The organism is Ammoniphilus sp. YIM 78166 (assembly GCF_004522215.1).
Classification (GTDB): Bacteria; Bacillota; Bacilli; order Aneurinibacillales; family RAOX-1; genus YIM-78166.
In genome coordinates, this window is record NZ_SDLR01000004.1 from 436,579 (window position 1) to 449,877 (window position 13,299).

The 13,299-nt window shown below is 44.4% G+C and carries 15 protein-coding genes; 12 read left to right on the plus strand and 3 right to left on the minus strand.

Translation table 11 applies throughout. From position 1 onward, the window contains the following. Positions 1-65: 65 nt before the first annotated feature. The 4 genes from EIZ58_RS18800 to EIZ58_RS18815 all read left to right on the plus strand — a co-directional run bounded on the left by EIZ58_RS18800 (position 66) and on the right by EIZ58_RS18815 (position 4,602). A complete protein-coding gene (locus EIZ58_RS18800) occupies positions 66-1,808 on the plus strand; it encodes a LytS/YhcK type 5TM receptor domain-containing protein (protein WP_134702408.1) in 1,743 nt (580 codons plus the stop codon). 18 nt (positions 1,809-1,826) lie between these two features. After that, positions 1,827-2,579 carry a LytR/AlgR family response regulator transcription factor gene (locus EIZ58_RS18805; protein WP_134702409.1) on the plus strand — a complete coding sequence of 251 codons (753 nt, stop codon included), beginning with the start codon at positions 1,827-1,829 and terminating at the stop codon, positions 2,577-2,579. A gap of 126 nt (positions 2,580-2,705) precedes the next feature. After that, a complete protein-coding gene (locus EIZ58_RS18810; protein ID WP_370297725.1) occupies positions 2,706-3,035 on the plus strand; it encodes a DUF485 domain-containing protein in 330 nt (109 codons plus the stop codon). A 43-nt stretch (positions 3,036-3,078) separates the two neighbouring features. After that, positions 3,079-4,602: a solute symporter family protein gene (locus tag EIZ58_RS18815; protein WP_134702411.1), complete on the plus strand. Its 1,524-nt coding sequence runs from the start codon at positions 3,079-3,081 to the stop codon at positions 4,600-4,602. Positions 4,603-5,031: 429 nt separating this feature from the next. Here the strand turns inward: EIZ58_RS18815 and EIZ58_RS18820 are convergent, their stop codons facing one another. Next, on the minus strand, positions 5,032-5,412 hold the full coding sequence (locus tag EIZ58_RS18820; RefSeq protein WP_134702412.1) for a 2Fe-2S iron-sulfur cluster-binding protein: 381 nt from the start codon (positions 5,410-5,412) through the stop codon (positions 5,032-5,034). Between the two features lie 148 nt (positions 5,413-5,560). Here EIZ58_RS18820 and EIZ58_RS18825 point away from each other — a divergent pair, with 148 nt between their 5' ends. From EIZ58_RS18825 to EIZ58_RS18835, 3 genes are read left to right on the plus strand one after another with little or no spacing between them, the layout of a single operon-like run. Next, positions 5,561-7,168, plus strand: a complete 1,608-nt coding sequence (locus EIZ58_RS18825; protein ID WP_134702413.1) for a gamma-glutamyltransferase family protein — start codon at positions 5,561-5,563, stop codon at positions 7,166-7,168. Continuing rightward, a complete protein-coding gene (locus tag EIZ58_RS18830) occupies positions 7,162-7,737 on the plus strand; it encodes a chromate transporter (RefSeq protein WP_134702414.1) in 576 nt (191 codons plus the stop codon). The genes EIZ58_RS18825 and EIZ58_RS18830 overlap by 7 nt, the downstream gene beginning before the upstream one ends. Then, the gene (locus EIZ58_RS18835) at positions 7,734-8,264 is read left to right on the plus strand and encodes a chromate transporter (protein ID WP_134702415.1); all 531 of its coding nucleotides are present in this window, start codon (positions 7,734-7,736) and stop codon (positions 8,262-8,264) included. Before EIZ58_RS18830 ends, EIZ58_RS18835 begins: the two co-directional genes overlap by 4 nt. 183 nt (positions 8,265-8,447) lie before the next feature. Here the strand turns inward: EIZ58_RS18835 and EIZ58_RS18840 are convergent, their stop codons facing one another. Continuing rightward, positions 8,448-8,636, minus strand: a complete 189-nt coding sequence (locus EIZ58_RS18840) for a hypothetical protein (RefSeq protein ID WP_134702416.1) — start codon at positions 8,634-8,636, stop codon at positions 8,448-8,450. A 188-nt stretch (positions 8,637-8,824) separates the two neighbouring features. Between EIZ58_RS18840 and EIZ58_RS18845 the strand changes: the two genes are divergently transcribed. The 5 genes from EIZ58_RS18845 to tatC all read left to right on the plus strand — a co-directional run bounded on the left by EIZ58_RS18845 (position 8,825) and on the right by tatC (position 12,947). Next, the gene (locus tag EIZ58_RS18845) at positions 8,825-9,652 is read left to right on the plus strand and encodes a sulfurtransferase (RefSeq protein WP_134702417.1); all 828 of its coding nucleotides are present in this window, start codon (positions 8,825-8,827) and stop codon (positions 9,650-9,652) included. A gap of 55 nt (positions 9,653-9,707) precedes the next feature. Further along, positions 9,708-10,061: a toprim domain-containing protein gene (locus EIZ58_RS18850; RefSeq protein WP_134702878.1), complete on the plus strand. Its 354-nt coding sequence runs from the start codon at positions 9,708-9,710 to the stop codon at positions 10,059-10,061. Between the two features lie 205 nt (positions 10,062-10,266). Beyond that, positions 10,267-11,925, plus strand: coding sequence for a PhoX family protein (locus tag EIZ58_RS18855; protein WP_134702418.1), 1,659 nt, complete (start codon positions 10,267-10,269; stop codon positions 11,923-11,925). A 14-nt stretch (positions 11,926-11,939) separates the two neighbouring features. After that, the gene (gene tatA / locus EIZ58_RS18860) at positions 11,940-12,167 is read left to right on the plus strand and encodes a twin-arginine translocase TatA/TatE family subunit (RefSeq protein WP_134702419.1); all 228 of its coding nucleotides are present in this window, start codon (positions 11,940-11,942) and stop codon (positions 12,165-12,167) included. Positions 12,168-12,227: 60 nt separating this feature from the next. Further along, complete coding sequence (gene tatC / locus EIZ58_RS18865) at positions 12,228-12,947, plus strand: twin-arginine translocase subunit TatC (RefSeq protein ID WP_134702420.1); 720 nt, start codon at positions 12,228-12,230, stop codon at positions 12,945-12,947. A 36-nt stretch (positions 12,948-12,983) separates the two neighbouring features. Here tatC and EIZ58_RS18870 read toward each other — a convergent pair whose 3' ends face one another. Continuing rightward, entirely contained in the window at positions 12,984-13,196 is a 213-nt protein-coding gene (locus tag EIZ58_RS18870) for a hypothetical protein (protein ID WP_134702421.1), read from the minus strand. Positions 13,197-13,299: the final 103 nt, after the last annotated feature.

Sequence of the window (13,299 nt, forward strand, 5' to 3'; positions counted from 1 at the left end):
TCTGGTCTTTTCTTTGTAGGGGAAATTGATATAATAACGGTAGTGTAATGTAAGGGGGACTGAATATGGAGCAGTTAACCTTGCTTTTGTTTGAGAGGGTAGGCATCCTCTTAATATTAACGTTTATTTTGACGCGCATTCCCCTGTTTAGACAACTGCTCGATCGAGAGGTCAGCTTTCAGACTTCGCTTTATTTCTCGATTATTTTTGGAACATTTGGAAGTGCCGGTATTTACGCTGGCGTGGTCGTGGGAGAGGGACAGTTTAACTCTTCGTTTTGGCTTACTTCGCTGGAAGCCCATGAAGGACTAGCTCATTCCGCCTTGGTTGGGGTGGTTATTGGAGGATTGTTAGGAGGACCCGTTGTGGGTGTTGGGGCTGGAATGATCACCGGCATTCACCTCTACAGCCTGGGCGGATTTACCGCATTAGCCAACGGTCTCTCTGCACCGATTACGGGATTATGTGCAGGCTGGATTGCCCGATTTTTCTCCCATGAGCGAGTCATTACCCCGTCCAAAGCTCTGTTTATTGGGATGTTTGCCCCTATTTTGTTGATGGGTATTATTCTTATTTTTTCTACTCCGCCAAGAGAAGCGATTGAATTAGTGAATACCATAGGGATTCCCATGGTCTTAACGAATAGTGTGTCGATTGCCATTTTTACAACCATGATTCGTGTAGCCTTGAATGAAGAGGAGCGGGCGGCTGCCTTTGAAACGCAGCGAGCTCTTAAGATTGCTGAATTGATTCTACCGTATCTGAAAAAAGGGCTAACCCCTGATACCGCTCTGCCAACCGCTCACTTATTAAAGAAAGAACTGAAAGCTGAAGCGGTTGCCGTAACCGATACCGAGCATATTCTGGCTCATGTTGGAATCGCCTCCAATCACCATTTACCAGGGGAAAACATTCAAACGGAAATGGCTCGGACGGCCATCCGCTCTGGAGAGGTCCAGATTGCCTACCACCGGAACCAAATTCAGTGCCGCGATCCAAAGTGTCCGCTAGGTGCGTCCATTAAGGTTCCGATTGTACAAGCAGGAAGAGTAACCGGGCTGATCGCCCTTTATTTTAAACGACCGCAACAGATTACGAAAGTAGAGGAAGCCTTAGCTAGAGGGTTAGGTACGTTGATTTCTAATCAGCTTAATTTAGCTCTAGCAGAAAATATGGCCAGCCTGATGAAGGATGCGGAGCTCCGCATCCTGCAAGCCCAAATCAATCCACACTTCTTGTTCAACACCTTAAACTCAATTAATACCCTGATTCGGCTGGATCCTCAATTGGCCCGCCACGTGACGGTTCAACTAGGAACCTTTATGCGCTTAAATTTGAAAATGGTTTCCTCTAAGCTGGTTCCAATTAAGCAGGAACTAAGCCATCTGCAGGCCTATCTAGAGATTATTAAGATTCGTTTTGCCGATCAGTTTTCCATTCAATGTCAAGTTGAGTCTGGAATAGAAGAAGTGCTGATTCCGCCTGTTATCCTTCAACCTTTGGTTGAAAACAGCATTCACCATGGCTTGAAGGGAAAGGCCAGCGGCGGTGAGATCCTCATCCAACTCAAGCGCTTAAACGATCTGGTTCAGATCGTCATTGAAGATAATGGATCTGGTTTTTCAGAGGAGATGATAGACCAGCTTGGTCATATCCCTGTTCAGAGCCAAGAAGGAAATGGCATTGGCGTTCACAATGTAAATCAACGGCTCATCAGCTTATTTGGTCCTGAAGCCAAACTGCATTTTGAAAACAAGACAGATGGGGGAAGTCGCATTTCATTTTCGATTCCTTATGCTGGATCGTGAGAAGGGAAGGTAACTTAGGTGAAGATTCGTATTATCATTGCAGAAGATGAACGATTGGCAAGAGAGGAACTTAAATATTTACTAGAGCAGGAAGAGGATATCGAAGTATTGCCGAGCGCTTCCAACGGTTTAGAGCTTCTTCAGCTAGTTGAAGAGCATGAACCCGACGTTGTTTTCTTAGATATTCATATGCCTGAAATGCAAGGGTTACAGGCAGCGAGGATGCTTTCCTCACGTAAAAATTCCCCTTTCATTGTGTTTTCCACTGCGCATGAAGACTATGCTGTAGAAGCTTTTGACCTAGATGCCGTAGATTATTTATTAAAGCCGTACGACCATCACCGCTTAAAGCAAACCTTGCAACGGATACGCAATCGTATTCGCGAAGGGGGCGCAGCCGCCGAATCTGTCCAAAGCGCGGGGACGTCTACAAGTAAAGTGGCGAAGCTGCTGGTGGATGATGGAGAGCGTCTAATTGTCGTCGATCCTGAAACGATTTTGTATGCCGTTCGAGAAGAGCGGGTGATCCAGATTCATACGAAGGACCATATCTATACTTCAAAAATGACCTTACAGCAGCTAGAGGAAAAGCTAAACCCGTATTCTTTTTATCGTACTCACCGTAGTTTCTTAGTCAACATGAACGTCGTGCTGGAGTTGATTCCATGGTTCAATGGAACCTATAACTTGATCCTCAAGGATGGGAAGCGGACGCAGATTCCAGTTTCACGCTCTTCCGCCAAAGAATTGCTTCAACGATTACAAAGCTAGCTAGCCGGACAAGGCTGGCTTTTTGCTTTTCGCAAGCCTGATGTTACCGTTTACACCAATAACGATAAAATCCGAAATTTTTGGATATATAATAAAGATTAAAGGACGTGGATGGGAGGAAATGAGATGAGTCAATCCGAAGAGAAAAAACTGGATACGAGTTACACGGATGTTGTGCAGTCTTCCGAGTTCAAGAAGCTGTTGAGGAGCAAAAAAGCATTTATCATACCGCTGACGATATTCTTTTTCCTATTTTATTTTAGTTTACCCTTGATGACTTCTTATACGACGGTGCTTAACCAGCCTGCCTTCGGACCGGTGACATGGGCTTGGGTATTCGCCTTTGCTCAATTTATCATGACATGGACGCTATGCTTCTTATATTCCAAACGAGCCAATAAGTTTGACGAAAAAGCAAGGAAAATCTTGTCTAGTATACATGAAGAGAGGCCATAAAATGGTATAATGGAAATAGCTCGCTTTAGGAGATGGGATTTCCATGAATATATCAGGCGTCATCTTTTTTCTTGCCATCTTGGTAGGAACACTAGCGATTACGTACTCTGCGGTAAAAAGAACGACGAACACGAATGAATATTACGTAGCGGGCAACCGATTGACTGGAACGCAAAATGGACTAGCCATTGCTGGGGACTATATGAGTGCGGCCTCATTCTTAGGGATTAGCGGTACGATTGCCCTCTATGGGTTTGATGGCTTTTTGTATTCGGTCGGATTCTTAGTTTCTTATTTAGTCTTATTGTTAATTGTGGCTGAACCCTTGCATAACCTAGGCAAGTTTACGTTGGCGGACACGATTGCCGTCCGATTCGATCACCGCTGGCTTCGTGGAACCGTTGCCTTTAATACCATTGTGATTTCGATCTTTTACATGATCGCCCAGCTAGTAGGGGCGGGAGCTGTTATTCATTTGCTGCTCAATTTGGATGTTTCCTTCTCCATATTTATTGCTGGATTACTGATGGTGATCTACGTGGTTTTTGGCGGGATGATCGCTACCTCATGGGTACAGATCATAAAGACGATTCTTCTTTTGTCTACAACGGTTATTATTAGCATGATTGTTCTTTCTCGCTTCCACTGGAATGTGTTCGAGATGTTTACCCATGTGACCACGGCAACGCATCTAGGAGAGCGGTTCCTGCTTCCGGGCAACGAGCTGACAAGCCCCATTGAGACCTTTTCCTTTCATCTGGCCCTAGTCCTGGGTGCGGCGGGCTTGCCGCATATCATCACCCGTCTATTTACCGTAAAAGATGCGATTTCCATTCGCAGGTCGGTCGTTACGGCAACCGGGGTAGTCGGAATCTTTTACTTGATGACTATTTTTCTTGGCTTTGGTGCGGCAGCCTTTGTGAGATCAGAGAAGATCGAAGGGGGAAATCTAGCGGTTCCACTATTAGCGAATGCCCTCGGTGGGGAGTTCCTGATGGCCTTCGTATCCGCTGTTGCCTTTACGACAATCCTTGCGGTGGTAACAGGGCTCGCGTTATCGGCATCTTCCGCCTTTGCCCACGATTTTTACAGTACGCTCATTCGCAAAGGCCAGGCCTCTGACGAAGAGCAGATGGTCGTAGCCAAAGGATCCGCAGCAGCCGTAGGGCTCGTTTCAATCTTCCTTGCCCTTACCGTTCAAAAGTGGAATGTGGCTTTTCTTGTATCTCTAGCTTTTGCCGTTGCCGCCTCGGCTAATCTTCCTCTGATTCTATTGACTTTATTCTGGCGCCAATTCAACCCTATAGGCGCCATATCAGGCATTATGACAGGACTCCTGTCTTCGATCATCCTCGTCATTTTGAGCCCGAATGTCATGGATCCAGTTTCAGGACTTATCCGGATGGAGGCCCTATTCCCTTTAAAAAACCCCGGAGTCGTAACCATCCCACTTGGGTTCCTAGGAGCTTATCTTGGAACGATTCTATCGAGGAAATGGCAGCACAAGGATAAGTATGACGAGCTTTTATTCCGGGCGCATACGGGAGCGGTGTTGGAGGAGAAGTAAGGCTGTATCCGTTGTTTTCAAAAATGAAGGCTGTCTTCGGAAAAGTTCGTATACCGACTTTTTAGAGACAGCCTGTTTTTGATGGGTTCGGACAGGGCCCCGCACCTCGCTACCTTTTTTTGAGGATTTGTGTAATTTTAGACTGATTTTTTACGGGTGCAATCTAAACTAAGGTTTAGAGCTCCCCATTAAAGCTGACTTTTTAAGTAATTAGTCTTTCATTTTCATCATGGCCCCGCCCCTGGGCCTCGTTACCCTTGTTCAGGTCTGGATGCTCACAAAATTTTGGATATGCTCACAGAAAAGTGGTGGATGCTCATGAAAAGATGCCGTTTGCTCACGTACCTGGTAGGATTCCAAATAGTACACGCCATTTGATCACGAAACTAACTATCTTGCTCCCATATCAGTAATGATTCCAAATTTCCCTTATAGAATGATGGCTTGGCAGGCTAAACGATAGCCTTCCCCAACGGCTTGTTTCAGTTTCTCTTTTTCTTTTTCATTTGGACGGGATAAAAGGGCTTGTCCATTTGATATACGGACCGTACAACGTCCACAGCTCCCTTTTGTACATTTATACTCCACGTTTTGGCCTTGTTCGAGGGCAGCATCCAAAAGGGTTCGGTTCCTTTGGGGGTCTACAGAAAAGCTTGATTTGCTTTGGCTAAACAGTATTTTAGGTTTACTTGGATTGGGGAGCTTAGGAATAGGGTGAGCTTTAGGGATTGGACTTGGGCTTGGGTTCAATGGAGCAGAGCTTACGGTATTCGGCTTCAAGGAACCAACGGTAAACGGCCGTTTCTTCATGTATGGACCTCCGGTCGTTTTTCATCCATCATATCATGTTTGGAGCAGGGATCAAAACTCACAAACAGATTGAAAATATTACCTATCTGGAGTACGATAACCACGTCATGATTGGATTCGTCATCTTAATTACGGAAGGAAGGTTCCTATGAATTTTGATCCCCATGTTTATCCTTATGCATCCAAGCGAAATGTCGTTTATGCCCAGAAAGGAATGGTTGCCACATCACAGCCGCTAGCCGCACAAGCAGGTATCGATATATTAAAAAAAGGGGGAAACGCTGTGGATGCAGCTATCGCTGTTGCAGCCTGTTTAACAGTCGTAGAACCCACCTCTAACGGTATCGGCGGAGATGCGTTTGCACTCGTTTGGGTTAAGGAAAAGCTATATGGTCTAAATGCCAGCGGTCCCGCTCCACAAGGCATTTCGATCGACAAGGTAAAGCAAGCCGGATATGAACAAATCCAGGCCTATGGATGGATTCCTGTCACGGTTCCAGGTGCACCTGCTGCTTGGGGGGCCTTAGCTGAGCGTTTTGGGAATCTTCCTTTAAGCGAAACGCTCCAGCCTGCGATTGAGTATGCGGAACAGGGGTACCCGGTATCTCCAACCTTGGCCCATCATTGGAAGGTAGCTTTTGATACCTATAAGAAGGAATTAAAAGAGGAGCACTTCCAAGCTTGGTTTGACACGTTTGCCCCAGAGGGGAGAGCACCTAAAGCAGGAGAGCTGTGGCGCTCCGCTGATCATGCTAATACCTTAAAATCAATTGCGGAGTCCAATGGCAAGTCGTTTTACCAAGGCGAGCTGGCGGAGAAGATCGATCAGTTCTCTCGAAGCTGCGGAGGCTATCTAAGAAAAGAGGACTTGGCAGGATTCTTGCCAGAATGGGTTACACCCATATCGGTGAATTATCGCGGATATGATGTCTGGGAGATTCCACCCAATGGACAGGGCTTAGTGGCGTTGATGGCCTTGAATATTTTGCAAGGGTTTGAATTCTCTTCTCGATATACAGTCGATACTCTTCACAAACAGATGGAAGCTATTAAATTAGCTTTTGCAGATGGATTACATGCGATTACACAGGCAGATAAAATGCAGATTCCTATTGATGGACTACTCTCTGCAGCCTATGCCGATGAACGTCGTTCTCTCATTCATGAACGTGCTTTAACGCCCGTCGCCGGAGAGCCTCCAAAAGGAGGGACGGTTTATTTAGCTACAGCGGACCAGGAGGGTAACATGGTTTCGTTTATTCAAAGCAATTATATGGGATTTGGTTCGGGTCTCGTTGTCCCAGGAACAGGGATCGCACTACATAACCGAGGGCATAACTTTACCTTGGATGAAAACCATGTAAATCGGTTAGAGCCTGGAAAGAAAACCTACCATACCATTATTCCTGGCTTTTTAACGAAGGATGGAAAAGCTGTGGGTCCTTTTGGCGTGATGGGTGCATTTATGCAGCCTCAAGGGCATGTTCAAGTGTTGATGAACATGATCGACTTTCATCTGAATCCTCAAGCTGCCTTGGATGCCCCGCGCTGGCGATGGATTAAAGATAAAATAGTTGAGCTTGAATCTAGCGTTCCCGAGCACCTTGCTTTGGCTCTGGCTGAAAAAGGGCACCAAATTCAGTGGGCACTAGGATCAAGCGGCTTTGGAAGAGGGCAGATCATTATTCGTTCAGAGCAAGGGGTATTGGCTGGAGGTACTGAACCAAGAACGGATGGGGCTATTGCTGTATGGTGATTTATTGGGAGTTGCTTTTAGGCTTTACCCGGGCAGGTATTCTCGGCTATGGTGGAGGACCTGCCTCTATTCCCCTCTTTTATAAAGAAGCGGTAGAGCGTTACAAGTGGGTAAGCCACGAAGAGTTTGGGGATATTGTAGCATTAGGCAATACCTTGCCAGGGCCGATCGTCACCAAAACAGCGGGTTATATCGGTTATCGGGTAGCGGGCCTACTTGGATGTTTGGCTGCGGTGGCTGCGACCGTCATCCCAACCGTTCTGTTGATGGTTTTATTGCTTGGGTATCTCTATCAAATCCAAGATGCTTCTTGGGTAAAAGGAATGACAACGGCGATTCAACCCGTTATCGGAGTCATGATGTTTGTTTTGGCTTACTCATTTTTCAAAGATTCATGGAAAAGCCAAGGACGGTTGCTAACCCTTTTGCTAGTGGCTGTAAGTCTGGTAGTTTTGCAGATTTTTGGTTGGCACCCGGCTATCTTAATAGGTGCCCTTCTACTATATGGCTTGATAGGGGGAGGAAAGAAGCCAGAGGATGAGAAAAAGGAGGAGGAGTCCACCCTATGATCTATTGGGAGTTATTTCTGGCCTTCTTTATCCCAGGCATTGTAGGTTATGGTGGAGGACCCGCCTTTATCCCTCTGATTCAGTATGAAGTCGTTGATCGTTACGGGTGGTTTTCAATAGAGGAATTCGGAAAAGTGTTGGCGCTCGGAAACGCGTTACCAGGTCCCATAACTACAAAAATGGCAGGGTTTGTTGGATATCAACTGGGTGGTGTAGCTGGAGCGAGCATTGCTTTGTTCGCGACAGTCGCTCCAACACTGGTAGCGATGCTTTTGATGATGGGAATATTGTACAAGTTCAAAGATTCATCTCGCGTGAAGAAAATGACCGCACTCATCCGTCCCACCATTGCGGTATTGTTGGGAACCATTGCGTTCCAATTTGTCCAGGCAGGCTATATGAAAGCTGGTATTTGGCATACGATTTTCCTGATTGTGATTAGCTTTCTGCTCATGGAAAAGTGGAAGGTCCACCCGGCAATAGTCATCGCGGGAACATTAGTGTATGGGGGAGTGGTGTTAGGGTAGGAGGCTGAGGGCATGAGGGGGTACAGCCCTAATATGATTCACTGAATTTGGTTTGAGGCGGGTTTGAGTGAATCATTGAGCTTCAATGATGCCCTCATCCGAGCTCCCAAGCCCGTCCGCCCGCCCTCGATCAGCTCCAAAAAGGCTAACTAGCAATAAATCCCCTGCTAGTTAGCCTTTATTTTATCCCAGTATCTCATTCATGATCTGAATACGCTGATTTATTAAGCTTATTAAGTTGTTGACTTCCATCGTTTCATAGTCTGATAGACCGGCTAGGCTTAGCGCCTCCATTAAATCTCTTCTCTTTGAATCTAGTTCTGAGATGCTGTAGGATTCACAAATCTCTTCTCTCGTATAAGTAACAGACATGCTTTCTTCACCAGTCCTCTCTATGTGGTATACCAAAATAAACTACTCCCAAGTTACACTATAATATGAACTTCCATTCAATTAAAGTTATAATCTTCGATTTTTATCGACAACCATGGGCTCATCCTATACTTTCCAATTTAGAGAGGATAGAATAGAGATATATTTAAATAAGGAAGTGAGCACTTATGCATAAATACTTGATTACAAAAGAGTGGTTAAACCAGCATTTGCACCACCCCGAAGTGAGGATTATAGATTGTAGATTTATACTAGGAAATCCAACAGCCGGTCAAGAGGCCTATGCGAAGGATCATGTTCCAGGAGCGGTTTACTTTGATTTAGAAAAAGATATGTCAGGTCAAAAAGCAATTCACGGAGGAAGGCATCCGCTCCCACAGGTTGAGGATTTTACTTCTAAACTCCAACAAGCAGGGATAGGAAACACGACAAAAGTTGTCGCTTACGACGATCAAGGAGGAGCGATGGCGGCTCGATTATGGTGGCTACTTCAGTATGTTGGTCATGAACAGGTCTTCATCTTAAACGAAGGATACAGCGCATGGAGAGACAGTGAACTTCCAGTTACAGCTGAAATTCCAAAATACACTCCGACTTCCTTTACCGCAAATGTTCAAACAGAAATGGCAGTGGACATGGACACTGTAAAGCTGAAGAAAGCACAGGAAGATGTGACCGTAATCGATTCCCGTGAAGAAAAGAGGTATTTAGGAATGGAAGAACCTATAGATAAAGTGGCTGGACACATTCCTGGTGCTCAAAATTTTTTCTGGAAGGGTGTATTGGACGAGAAGGGGAACTGGAAAAGCACAGAGGAGCTTCAGAAGCATTTTCAAGGTTTAGATCAAACAAAAGAAGTCATTGTCTATTGCGGTTCTGGAGTAACAGCTTGCCCCAATATATTGGCCCTAAAAGAAGCGGGTTTTAAAAATGTAAAGCTCTATGCAGGCAGTTGGAGTGATTGGTGTTCTTATCCGGAGAATCCGGTGGGATAAAAACTACTTCCTTGGTAATAATGGTGGAAACCAAATGAGCAAAGGAGCAGGTATGATGGACCGACCTAAAATCATTCTTGTAGAGGGAAAAACCGATCGGGTGAGGCTCCTCCAAATTTTACAGGAAGAGGTCAATATCATTTGTACCTATGGAACACTAAGTGAAGAAAAACTTGAGGAGATCATACTCCCTTTACAAGAAGAAGATGTCTATGTTTTGGTAGATGCAGACTATGCAGGGAATAAATTAAGACAGCAATTGAAAAGAGAACTCCCGAACGCAAGGCATTTATACACGAGAAAAATGTATCGAGAAGTGGCCACAACTCCCTTAGAACATCTAGCTAAAGTCCTTCATGACGCCCACTTTGAAGTCAACGAACAGCTCCTTCAGGATATGGAAATCTAAAAGATGCTGCAATAGGTCCTCTAGACCTTATTGCGGCTTTTTTTAATTGTAAAGGTTGATATTCCTACTTTAATAATCTCTTAACAATATCCACAAAATGTTAACCCTGTATTTATGCTGAGTTTATATTTATACACTAATATTGAAACTGTTGGTACGGACAAGCTTTCAATATAAATGGACATAAAAGGGAGAGAGAGTAGAAATGGAAAACATGAATCGCCGCAAGTTTTTAGGATACTTAGGAACTGGAGCAGCTGCATTGGCTGCAGCATCTGCAGGACTTGGAACTTTAGCTCCGGTAGCGGGCGCTGCTCCTGCTGATCACTTATTCAAGTTTCCTAATCAAAAGAAAACAAAAAAGGCTCATGGATTCTTTAAACCAATTCAACCTACCATGAAGGACGATCTAGTGTTGCCAGAAGGATTCAAGTATGATGTAGTCGCGGCTTATGGTGATGTAATCAACAAAAAGGGTGATACCTTTGGTTTTAACGCCGATTTCACACTTTATTTTCCTATCAATGGTTCAAGCGAAGATGGGTTGTTATGGGTAAACCATGAATATACACAGGATGTCTTCGTCCAAGGTAAAAAAGGTGAAAAAGGATACACAGCGGAACAGGTAGAAAAGTTGCTTTACAACCAAGGCGGATCTATTATCCGTGTACAACTTGATAAGAAAAGCGGAAAATGGAAGATGATTACAGATTCGGAATATGCTCGACGTATCACAGGATTAACTCCATTTGTATTAACAGGAGCAGCTGCCGGATCCCCAGCAGTAAAGGGTGCAACGAAAGTTCAAGGTACTTTTGCTAACTGTTCGGGTGGAATGACTCTATGGAATACCGTTTTATCCTGTGAAGAGAACTGGGAAAATACTGCAGCAGATGCAGGTTTAGATACAACACATTATGGATGGGTTATTGAAGTCGACCCATTTGACGTAGATGACCAAACCTTCCCTGTCCGCAAGCATACAGCACTTGGGCGCTTCCACCATGAAAATACAGCGATGGGATTATCTAAAGATGGACGCGTAGTGGTATACATGGGTGATGATAAAACGGATGCCTGTGTGTACAAGTATGTTTCTAATGGTAAGTATGTGGAGTCTGCAGGAAGAGGAAATAGTAAATTGTTGGAAGATGGAATTCTTTATGTGGCTAACTTCGCTAAAGGAAAATGGATTCCAGTAACAATTGAAACAGTACAAGACGCTATTAAGAAAGCTAAGAAAGATGAGTTGCTCCAAAAATTCCAAACGCAAGCAGATGTTCTTGTAAACTGTGCAGAAGCGGCTATTCTTGTTGGAGGAACACCGACAGATCGTCCGGAGGATTTGGAAATCAGCCCGTTTGATGGAACGATCTTTATTGCTCACACAAACAACGATAAGCATGGAAACATACACGGACATATTACGAGATTCTTTGAAAAAGATGGTGACCACGGTTCTCTTGATTTTGACTTTGAGATTTTCGCTGCTGGTGGACGCCAAAGTGGGTTCTCTGCACCTGATAACTTGTCCTTCGATAGTAATGGAAACTTGTGGACGGTTACGGATATTTCTTCTAGCAAGTTAGGTAAGGATGCATGGAAATCATTCGGAAACAATGGGTTATTTGTCATTCCTACAACAGGATCAAACGCTGGAGAGGCCTTCCAATTTGCTTCTGGTCCAGTAGAAGCTGAGTTAACAGGTCCTTGGTTTACTCCAGATGAAAAAACATTATTCTTAGCTGTTCAACATCCAGGTGAAGAAACAGAAGATGTTGCGAATCCAACATCTAGATGGCCGAGATATGGAAATGATATCCCTCGTCCTGCAGTGGTAGCAATCACTGGATTCAAATTTTAGGAGGCTGATCGAATATGTTCTCAAACATCGGAATTCCCGGGTTAATCCTGATCCTTGTTATCGCGTTGATTATTTTTGGACCTTCCAAACTTCCTGAGATTGGCCGCGCGTTTGGTCGTACGTTAACAGAGTTTAAGAGTGCGACAAAAGAGTTGGTAGGCGGAGATAAGGAAGAAGAGAAAGGTGAAGAAAAGAAGGCCGAGCTCGTAGCGGTTGAAAAGAAAGACAAGCCTGCAGTGTAATACACGGGGATGCAGACGGGAATTCCTGTCTGCATCCCTTTTCTATAGGGGGGAAAGTACATGAGCCAACAGGACATGCATCTAGTAGAACATTTGGGAGAGTTAAGAGGTCGCCTAATAAAGACAGCTCTAGCTTTTCTAGTAGCACTCGTAGCATCCTTTATCTATGTAAAAGACATCTATAATTGGCTAGTGAGAGATTTAGATGGCAAATTAGCAATCTTAGGTCCTAGCGATATTCTATGGGTCTATATGATGATTGCCGGAGTATTTGCAATTACCGTTACGATTCCTGTAGCGGCCTTTCAAACGTGGCGGTTTGTATGTCCGGCCTTATCCAAGGAAGAGCGGAAAGTAACGTTAAGTTTTATCCCGGGTCTATTTATTTTGTTCGTCATCGGGCTTTCTTTTGGATATTTTCTGCTGTTCCCCAGTGTTCTTGGGTTCTTAACCGCTCTATCTGCTGGGCAATTTGAAACGATGTTTACAGCAGATAAGTATTTTCGGTTTATGCTCAACCTGACTTTGCCTTTTGGATTCCTATTCGAGATGCCTCTTGTGGTGATGTTTCTAACGCGGTTAGGGATCTTAAATCCGATCCGATTAGCGAAAGCTAGAAAGCTGGCTTATTTCTGCCTCATCGTCGTATCGGTACTGATTACGCCTCCCGATTTTATATCGGATATTTTAGTGTTAATCCCCCTCATCGTCTTATATGAAATTAGTGTCACATTATCCAAAGTGGTCTATAAGAAGCGACTAAAGGTTGAAGCACAATAAAAAATAGAGGCTGGTCATCTTTCCAGCCTCTATTTTTTATTCCATAAATCGTTGCCGAATTTTAATATATTCTCTAGGCTGGAAAGGGTCGAATAGATGAACGTCAAGAGGCTGGGCCCTTGTAATCTGTACATCCGCTTTATTCCAGGGTTGTCCATTATAGCGATCTACGTGTTCATGGGTATACCAAGCGACTAAAAATAGCACCATAAAGGTTAGACCACCTACAATGGCGGACCTGAGTATCATAAAAATCACTCCTTCACTTCATAAGATGAGGCAAGGAGACCATTTTTATACATGTTTTTTCAGATTGGAAAAAATTTTTTTTATACGATTTTAGGTGTTTCTA

Excerpts from the sequence above, each read along its gene's own strand:
- EIZ58_RS18800 (WP_134702408.1), top strand. The coding sequence starts at position 66 with ATGGAGCAGTTAACCTTGCTTTTGTTTGAGAGGGTAGGCATCCTCTTA.
- EIZ58_RS18810 (WP_370297725.1), top strand. The coding sequence starts at position 2,706 with ATGAGTCAATCCGAAGAGAAAAAACTGGATACGAGTTACACGGATGTT.
- EIZ58_RS18815 (WP_134702411.1), top strand. The coding sequence starts at position 3,079 with ATGAATATATCAGGCGTCATCTTTTTTCTTGCCATCTTGGTAGGAACA.
- EIZ58_RS18820 (WP_134702412.1), bottom strand. The coding sequence starts at position 5,412 with ATGAAGAAACGGCCGTTTACCGTTGGTTCCTTGAAGCCGAATACCGTA.
- EIZ58_RS18825 (WP_134702413.1), top strand. The coding sequence starts at position 5,561 with ATGAATTTTGATCCCCATGTTTATCCTTATGCATCCAAGCGAAATGTC.
- EIZ58_RS18830 (WP_134702414.1), top strand. The coding sequence starts at position 7,162 with ATGGTGATTTATTGGGAGTTGCTTTTAGGCTTTACCCGGGCAGGTATT.
- EIZ58_RS18835 (WP_134702415.1), top strand. The coding sequence starts at position 7,734 with ATGATCTATTGGGAGTTATTTCTGGCCTTCTTTATCCCAGGCATTGTA.
- EIZ58_RS18840 (WP_134702416.1), bottom strand. The coding sequence starts at position 8,636 with ATGTCTGTTACTTATACGAGAGAAGAGATTTGTGAATCCTACAGCATC.
- EIZ58_RS18845 (WP_134702417.1), top strand. The coding sequence starts at position 8,825 with ATGCATAAATACTTGATTACAAAAGAGTGGTTAAACCAGCATTTGCAC.
- EIZ58_RS18850 (WP_134702878.1), top strand. The coding sequence starts at position 9,708 with ATGGACCGACCTAAAATCATTCTTGTAGAGGGAAAAACCGATCGGGTG.
- EIZ58_RS18855 (WP_134702418.1), top strand. The coding sequence starts at position 10,267 with ATGGAAAACATGAATCGCCGCAAGTTTTTAGGATACTTAGGAACTGGA.
- tatA (WP_134702419.1), top strand. The coding sequence starts at position 11,940 with ATGTTCTCAAACATCGGAATTCCCGGGTTAATCCTGATCCTTGTTATC.
- tatC (WP_134702420.1), top strand. The coding sequence starts at position 12,228 with ATGAGCCAACAGGACATGCATCTAGTAGAACATTTGGGAGAGTTAAGA.
- EIZ58_RS18870 (WP_134702421.1), bottom strand. The coding sequence starts at position 13,196 with ATGATACTCAGGTCCGCCATTGTAGGTGGTCTAACCTTTATGGTGCTA.